The 7,881-nt window shown below is 71.8% G+C and carries 7 protein-coding genes; 3 read left to right on the forward strand and 4 right to left on the reverse strand.

Translation table 11 applies throughout. From position 1 onward, the window contains the following. Positions 1-864 (reverse strand): hypothetical protein (locus ACFCV8_RS34550; protein WP_376689470.1); only part of this gene is annotated, 864 nt, incomplete at its 3' end. Positions 865-868: 4 nt separating this feature from the next. After that, a complete protein-coding gene (locus ACFCV8_RS34555; RefSeq protein ID WP_376689471.1) occupies positions 869-1,483 on the reverse strand; it encodes a papain-like cysteine protease family protein in 615 nt (204 codons plus the stop codon). Between the two features lie 229 nt (positions 1,484-1,712). On the opposite strand from ACFCV8_RS34555, the gene ACFCV8_RS34560 reads away from it, so the two are divergent. Further along, positions 1,713-2,639, forward strand: coding sequence for a hypothetical protein (locus ACFCV8_RS34560; protein ID WP_376689472.1), 927 nt, complete (start codon positions 1,713-1,715; stop codon positions 2,637-2,639). Positions 2,640-2,693: 54 nt separating this feature from the next. On the opposite strand, the gene ACFCV8_RS34565 is transcribed toward ACFCV8_RS34560, so the two are convergent. Both ACFCV8_RS34565 and uvrA read right to left on the reverse strand, forming a co-directional pair. Then, complete coding sequence (locus ACFCV8_RS34565; RefSeq protein ID WP_376689473.1) at positions 2,694-3,122, reverse strand: Rieske (2Fe-2S) protein; 429 nt, start codon at positions 3,120-3,122, stop codon at positions 2,694-2,696. 224 nt (positions 3,123-3,346) lie between these two features. Continuing rightward, on the reverse strand, positions 3,347-6,313 hold the full coding sequence (gene uvrA, locus ACFCV8_RS34570) for an excinuclease ABC subunit UvrA (protein WP_376689474.1): 2,967 nt from the start codon (positions 6,311-6,313) through the stop codon (positions 3,347-3,349). A gap of 175 nt (positions 6,314-6,488) precedes the next feature. Between uvrA and ACFCV8_RS34575 the strand changes: the two genes are divergently transcribed. Next, a complete protein-coding gene (locus ACFCV8_RS34575) occupies positions 6,489-7,178 on the forward strand; it encodes a maleylpyruvate isomerase family mycothiol-dependent enzyme (protein ID WP_376689475.1) in 690 nt (229 codons plus the stop codon). A gap of 10 nt (positions 7,179-7,188) precedes the next feature. After that, a complete protein-coding gene (locus tag ACFCV8_RS34580) occupies positions 7,189-7,845 on the forward strand; it encodes an MBL fold metallo-hydrolase (RefSeq protein ID WP_376689476.1) in 657 nt (218 codons plus the stop codon). The last annotated feature ends 36 nt before the right edge of the window (positions 7,846-7,881 follow it).

The following is a 7,881-nucleotide window of genomic DNA, read 5'->3' on the forward strand; positions in this document are numbered from 1 at the left end:
GGTGCGGCCGGCGAGCGCGAGCGCGAGCAGGGCTCCCGCCGCGGCGACGGCCGGGGCGGCGCTCACCGCCGGGCCGGAGGCCGTGCCCGCGGCGGCCGTCCGGTGCCCGGCGGCGCGGGGTGCGGGCGCGGTGGACGGGTCGTAGCCGCCCGCCTTGCCGGAGCGGGCGTATCCGGAGCCGGGGAGCTTGTCGCCGTAGGCGGCGCGCACCCGGGCACGGTAGGCGGCCAGGGTGGTGCCGCGGGCACCGACGGCGTGGACCGCGTCCTGGTCGAGCGGGAGCACCTTCGTCCCCTTCTGGACGTACCAGGCGTCGATCTGCGGCTCGCGGAAGACCGTGCCGCCGGGCAGTTTCCGGGCGCCCGCGGCGGCGTACCGGGATTCGTCGTCGCCGGTGGCGATGTTCACCACCTGCCAGGTGCCGTCCGTCCCTTCCTTCGGAAGGGACCACAGGGACGCCTTCTGGCCGTCCGAGGAGACGGCGGTGGTGGCGAGGTAGTCGAGCCGGGCGACGGGCGCCCCCGGCTTCCCGGCCACGAAGTCCGCGTCGAGGGTGCGCACCGGGACGGTGGCGCCCTCGATGCGGGGTGCCGCGGCCGATCTGCCGACCGTTCCCTCGCGGGCGAAGAACCGGGCCAGGGTGTCCAGTGTCGCGGGCTCGGCGGCGGCCTGCCGGGCGGCGGCCAGGGCGTCCGGGCCCGCGGTCGGTCCGGTGGCGGCGGCCGCCCCGGGGGCCGCGACGGTCAGCAGGGCGCAGCCCGCCAGTACCCCGGTGGCGGCCAGGGCCGCGGCGGTGGACCGGGCGGTCCGCGAAGGGGGTGCGGACCGTGGGGTGTGCGGGGCGCGGGCGGTCCCGTGGCTCATCGCGTCACGCTCCGATCCGGTAGAGGGAGTGGGTCCAGGCGAACTCCTCGTTGTTCACGTACCAGGCGTGCGAGGCCCAGTTGTAGCGGTTGCTGGAGGGCCAGGGGTCGCCCCAGTAGACCCAGCTGCCCGAGTCGTCGTACCCGTACAGGACGTGCATGTGGCCGCCGCCCGAGGACCACTGGATGCGGGTCTCCACGGGGCGGCCCGCTGCGATCTCGGCCTGGACGGTGGGGTAGCGGAGCCAGCCGGTGACGTACGAGCCGGGGTTGACCCCGGCCCAGTACAGGCCGTCCTGGACGTTGCCGAGCGTGGCCTGGGAGTTGGGGCACTCGTAGCCCTGGGCCCGGCCGAAGGCGGCGTTGCAGAACTGGTTCTGCGAGTAGTTCCGGCCGAACCAGGTGGCGACGGTGTTGCCGGACGCCGCCCAGCACCAGTTGGTCTTCTGCTGGGCCTGCATGGTGATGTTCAGCCGCTGGGTCGCGGCGAGCGGGCTCGCCTGGGCGGGCGCCGGGGCGGAGGCGGTGGCGGAGGCGGTCGTGGCCGGTACGGCGAGGAGTGCGGCGGCCAGGGCGGTCGTCGCCAGGAGCCGCCCTCTTCGGACTGTTCGGTTGCGCATGACGTTCCTCCCGAAGCGGGGGTGTGGGATCGAAAGGAGCGCGTCCGGACGCTGTGCGAGGAGCATCGGCCGTTGTCGCAGGCGGGTCAACACGCTTCAATGCGGGGGAACATCGCGGTGTGAACGGCGTGGCGGGTACGTGAACGCCCCTCCCCCGGCCACCTGCGGCACCACCCCTCCGGCAGGGCCCCGCGGGCACCGGGCCGTGAACGTTCACCTGGAGGTCCTCATGCGGCGTACCGAGGCCGAACTGGCGCAGGTGCTGCACACCGGCCCGTTCCATCTGGCACTGCGCACCGCGCTCTCGGTGCGCGGGCTGCCGCTCCAGCGGGTGCAGCACCATCTCGCCCATCGCGGGGTCAAGGTCGGTGTGACCAGCCTGAGTTACTGGCAGCAAGGGGCCAGGCGCCCGCAGCGCCCCGAGTCGCTGCGGGCCGTGAAGGCGCTGGAGGAGGTGCTGGAACTGCCGGGGAACTCGCTGCTCCGGCTGCTGGACGCCGGGGGTTCACGGCCGGACGCCGAGCGCCCGGCGGCGAGGTCGTACCGTTCGCTGCTGGAGTCGTCCGGCGCGGTGGAGCGGCTGCTCGCGGAACTGGGCTCGCCGGTGGACGGCGGCCTGCACACGGTGGGGCACCACGAGCGGGTACGGATCGGGGCGGACCGGGAGCTGCGGCGGCGCGATTCGCAGCACGTGGTGCGGGCCCACCGGGACGACATCGACCGCTATCTCGCCGTGCACCGGGGCGACCCGGGCTGTGATCCGGCGCGGGTGCGGGTCCGGGCGAGGGAGAACTGCCGGACGGGGCGGGTCCGCTGGGACCCCGCGACGGGGGTGCTCGTCGCCGAGCTGCTCTTCGACACCCGGCTGCGGGCGGGCGACACCCATCTCTTCGGCTACGGCTTCGACGACGGCACGGGAGGACCGTCGCGCGAATACGTGCGGGGGTTCAGCTTCGGCGGCGGGCAGTACGTGCTCCAGGTGGCCTTCGACGAGGCCGCGCTGCCGGTGCGCTGCCGACGCTTCGCCCAGGTCTCGGCGGGGGCGCCGCGCGGCGCGCGTACGGATCTCACGCTGACCGGCCGGCACCGGACCGTCCACCTGGTCGAGCAGGGGGTACGGCCCGGCCTGGTCGGCATCGACTGGGACTGGGAGTGACCCGGTCTTGGGCCCTGTTCCCGGTACCGGACCCGGCCCGGCCCTTGGGAGGGGTCAGGCGTCGGGGCCCGCGACCAGCTTCCCGCCCTCGACCCTGACCGGGACCGCGGGCAGCGGTGCGGTCGCCGGACCGCGCATGGCCTTGCCGGTCGTGGTGTCGAAGTGGCTGCCGTGGCAGGGGCACGTCCCCACGTTGTCCTCGACCTTGTCGAGCAGGCAGCCCGCGTGGGTGCACTGGGCGCTGAACGCCTTGTACTGGCCCTTGGCCGGGCAGCTCACGATGACCCGCTCGTTGCGGTAGAGCTTGGACTGGCCGACCTCGATCGCGTCCGGCGGGCCGAGCTCGACGGGTGCGGTGGGCGTCGGCGTCTCGGCGTGGCCGAGCTTCGATTCGGTCGAGCAGGCGGCCACTCCCAGCCCGGCGGCGCCGGCGAGAGCGGCACCCTTCAGCACGGTTCGGCGGGCGGCGGGCTGGCCGGGCATGCGGTCTCCAGTGATCAAAGGGGCGGATGGGCGCCGACGGCGGCCTGACGCCGCGCGTACCAGGAGTACCGCGGACGGCTCGGGCCATCGGTGCCATCGGTGACGGAACCGACGATACCGGCGGAGACGGGCGGCTCTACGGCCGGGCCACCCGAGCCCGATCGCCCCTGGTCAGCGACGTGGTGGTGGCCCCGAGGGGACGGGGCCACCACCACGTGCGGAGGTCAGGCCCTGCTCGCGCGGGCCGTCTTCTTCGCCGCGGCGGGCTTCTTCGCGGCCGCGGTCTTCTTCGCGGCCGTTCTCCGCGCCGGCTTGCGGGCCGCGGGCATGGCCGCCTCGCTCACCCGCTCCGGGTCCAGGATGTCCTGGAGGAACTTCCCGGTGTGGCTGGCCGGAGCCCCGGCGACCTGCTCGGGGGTGCCCTCGGCGACGACCATTCCGCCGCCGTTGCCGCCTTCGGGCCCCATGTCGATGACCCAGTCCGCGGTCTTGATGACATCGAGGTTGTGCTCGATGACGATCACCGAGTTGCCCTTGTCGACCAGGCCGGAGAGCACCTTGATGAGCTTGCTGATGTCCTCGAAGTGCAGACCGGTGGTCGGCTCGTCCAGGACGTAGACGGTGCGGCCGGTGGAGCGCTTCTGCAGCTCACTGGCGAGCTTGACGCGCTGCGCCTCACCGCCGGAGAGCGTCGGCGCGGACTGACCGAGCCGTACGTATCCGAGCCCCACCTCGTTGAGCGTGCGCAGGTGGCGGGCGATGGTGGGGACGGCCTCGAAGAACTCCAGGCCCTCCTCGATCGGCATGTCCAGCACCTCGGCGATGGACTTGCCCTTGTAGTGGACCTCCAGGGTCTCCCGGTTGTAGCGCGCCCCGTGGCAGACCTCGCACGGGACGTACACGTCCGGCAGGAAGTTCATCTCGATCTTGATGGTGCCGTCGCCGGCGCAGTTCTCGCAGCGGCCGCCCTTGACGTTGAAGGAGAAACGGCCGGGCAGATAGCCGCGCACCTTCGCCTCCATCGTCTCCGCGAAGAGCTTGCGGACATGATCGAAGACGCCGGTGTACGTGGCCGGGTTGGACCGGGGCGTACGGCCGATGGGCGACTGGTCGACGTGGACCACCTTGTCGACCAGGTCGTCGCCGTCGACCCGGGTGTGGCGGCCGGGGACCGACTTCGCGCCGTTCAGCTCCCGGGCCAGGTGGGTGTAGAGGATGTCGTTGACCAGCGTCGACTTCCCGGAGCCCGAGACGCCGGTGACGGCGGTGAGCACTCCGAGCGGGAAGGAGACGTCGATGTCCCGGAGGTTGTTCTCCCTGGCGCCGTGCACCGTGAGCCGGCGCTCCGGGTCCACCGGGCGGCGGATGTCGGGCGTCGGGATCGACTTCCTGCCGTTCAGGTACTGGCCGGTGATCGACGCGTCGTTGGCCAGCAGCTCCTTGAGCGATCCGGAGTGGACCACCTTGCCGCCGTGCTCACCGGCACCGGGGCCGATGTCGACGACCCAGTCGGCGACCTTGATGGTGTCCTCGTCGTGCTCGACCACGATGAGCGTGTTGCCCATGTCGCGGAGCCTGACCAGGGTCTCGATCAGCCGGTGGTTGTCCCGCTGGTGCAGGCCGATGGAGGGCTCGTCCAGCACGTACAGCACGCCGACCAGGCCGGAGCCGATCTGGGTGGCCAGCCGGATGCGCTGCGCCTCGCCGCCGGACAGGGTGCCCGCGGCGCGGTTGAGCGAGAGGTAGTCGAGGCCGACGTCGACCAGGAACCGCAGCCGTTCGTTGACCTCCTTCAGCACCCGCTCGGCGATCTTCTTGTCGCGGGCGTTGAGCTTCATCCGGCCGAGGAACTCGGCGCACTCGCTGATCGACATCGCGGAGACCTCGGCGATGGACTTCTCCATCACCGTCACCGCCAGGACGATCGGCTTGAGCCGGGTGCCCTCGCAGGTCGGGCAGGGCACCTCGCGCATGTACCCCTCGAAGCGCTCCCGGCTGGAGTCGCTCTCCGCGTCCGAGTGACGCCGCTTGACGAACTGCACCGCGCCCTCGAAGGACGGCGTGGTGTACGCGCGCTCCCGCCCGTAGCGGTTGCGGTACCGGACCTCGGTCTGGATCTTGTGACCGAAGAGCAGGGCCTTCTTCGCCCGCTGCGGCAGCCCGGCCCAGGGAATGTCGGTGCGGAAGCCGAGGGCGTCGGCGAGCGCGCCGATCTGGCGGCCGAAGTACTCCTTGGTGTGACCGTGCGACCAGGGGTGGATGGCGCCCTCGTCGAGCGACTTCTCCGGGTCGGGGACGATCAGATCCGGGTCGACCTCCATCCGCGTACCGATGCCGGTGCAGTCGGGGCAGGCGCCGAAGGGGGAGTTGAAGGAGAAGGAGCGCGGCTCGAGCTCCTCGAAGGAGAGGTCGTCGTACGGGCAGTAGAGGTGCTCGGAGTACATCCGCTCACGCTCGGGGTCGTCCTCGGGGAGGTCGACGAAGTCGAGCACGACCATGCCGCCCGAGAGACCGAGCGCGGTCTCGACCGAGTCGGTCAGCCGTCGCTTGGCGCTCTCCTTCACCGTGAGGCGGTCGATGACCACCTCGATGGTGTGCTTCTCCTGCTTCTTCAGCTTGGGCGGCTCGGAGAGCTGGATGGTGGCGCCGTCGACCCGGGCCCGGCTGTACCCCTTGGTCTGGAGGTCGGAGAACAGGTCGACGAACTCGCCCTTGCGCTCGCGCACCAGCGGCGAGAGCACCTGGAAGCGGCTGCCCTCGGGCAGCGCGAGCACCTTGTCGACGATGGCCTGCGGCGACTGGCGGGAGATCGGACGGCGGCACTGGGGGCAGTGCGGCTTGCCGATCCGGGCGAAGAGCAGCCGGAGGTAGTCGTAGACCTCGGTGATGGTGCCGACCGTCGAGCGCGGGTTGCGCGAGGTCGACTTCTGGTCGATGGAGACGGCGGGCGAGAGACCCTCGATGAAATCGACGTCCGGCTTGTCCATCTGACCGAGGAACTGGCGGGCGTACGAGGAGAGGGACTCCACGTAGCGCCGCTGGCCCTCGGCGAAGATCGTGTCGAACGCAAGGGACGACTTGCCCGACCCCGAGAGCCCGGTGAAGACGATCAGCGAGTCGCGGGGAAGGTCGAGCGAGACGTTCTTGAGGTTGTGCTCGCGAGCGCCACGGACGATGAGACGGTCGGCCACGCCGGTCCGCACCTTTCTGGAGAGAAATGGGGGAACTGAGCCCCTGTCCCAGGGTATGGGGGGCGCCACAGCGATGTACGAAGCTTTCAACCACGAGCGTATAGCACGCACATTCGATTTACGGACGGCTTCGGCCTCCTTCACCCGAATGGGTGGCGGAGCTAGGCTCGGCGCCATGATTGATCATGCGCACGACCTGGACGCCGTACGTGAAGCCACCGACCGGCTGCTCAGCGCCACCACGAAATTGGACGCCGCCGCGCTCGCCGAACCGTCACGGCTGCCGGGCTGGAGCCGGGGCCATGTCCTCGCCCATCTCTCCCGTAACGCCGACGCGCTGGTAAATGTTCTCCAGGGTCGGCCCATGTACGCAGACAGCGAAACCCGCGACCGCGACATCGAGCGCGACGCGCCCCGGCCGCCGGCCGAGCAGCAGGCCGACCTGGCCGCGAGCGCCGCCCGCCTCGACTCCGCCGCCGCGGCCCCGGCCGACTGGTCACGCACGGTCGCCCTGCGCAACGGTGTGACCGACTCCGCTTCCCGCATCCCCTTCCGCCGCCGCGTCGAGGTCGAGCTGCACCACGTCGACCTGGGGATCGGATACGAGCTGGAGGACCTGCCGGAGGAGTTCGTCGGCCGGGAGATCGAGTTCCTCGCCGAGCGGTTCGACGGGCACCCCGCTGTCGTCGCCACGCGGCTGACCGCCGACGGGGGTCCGGTCCGGGCGACCGGGGGCGGCGCGGAGGGCGGCCCGGTCACGGTCCGCGGAACGGCTCCCGACCTCCTCGGATGGCTCAGCGGGCGCCGTGACGGGACGGCGCTGACGGTCGAGGGCGGCCCGCTTCCCACACTCCCCCCGCTATAGGCTGAGGCGTATGACGTACAGCGGAGCGGTCAAGGTCGGCGGGCGCGCGGATGTGCACGAACTGACGGATCTGATGATCTCCAAGGTCGCCGTCGGCCCGATGAACAACAACGCGTATCTGCTGCGCTGCCGGGCCACCGGCGAGCAGCTGCTGATCGACGCGGCCGCCGAGGCCGGGACGCTGCTCGGGCTGATCGGTGACGACGGCATCGCGTCCGTCGTCACCACCCACCGGCACGGCGACCACTGGCAGGCGCTCGCCGAGGTGGTCGCGGCCACCGGGGCACGCACCTTCGCCGGGCGCCATGACGCCGAGGGCATCCCGGTCCCGACCGAGGTGCTCCTGGACGACCTGGACACCGTCCGGGTGGGCCGGGTCACCCTGACCGCCCGCCACCTCGTCGGCCACACCCCGGGCTCCGTCGCACTGGTCTACGACGACCCGCACGGCGCCCCGCACGTGTTCACCGGGGACTGCCTCTTCCCGGGCGGCGTCGGCAACACGCACAAGGATCCCGAGGCCTTCGCGAGCCTGCTCCACGACGTCGAGACCAAGCTCTTCGACCAGCTGCCCGACGAGACCTGGGTCTACCCCGGCCACGGCCACGACACCACGCTGGGCGAGGAGCGCCCGCGGCTGCCCGAGTGGCGCGCCCGCGGCTGGTGACACCGACGGCGCCGGGCCCGCCCACCGTCTCGGTGG

The sequence above is a fragment of the Streptomyces sp. NPDC056347 genome, assembly GCF_042262625.1.
Lineage (GTDB): Bacteria > Actinomycetota > Actinomycetes > Streptomycetales > Streptomycetaceae > Streptomyces.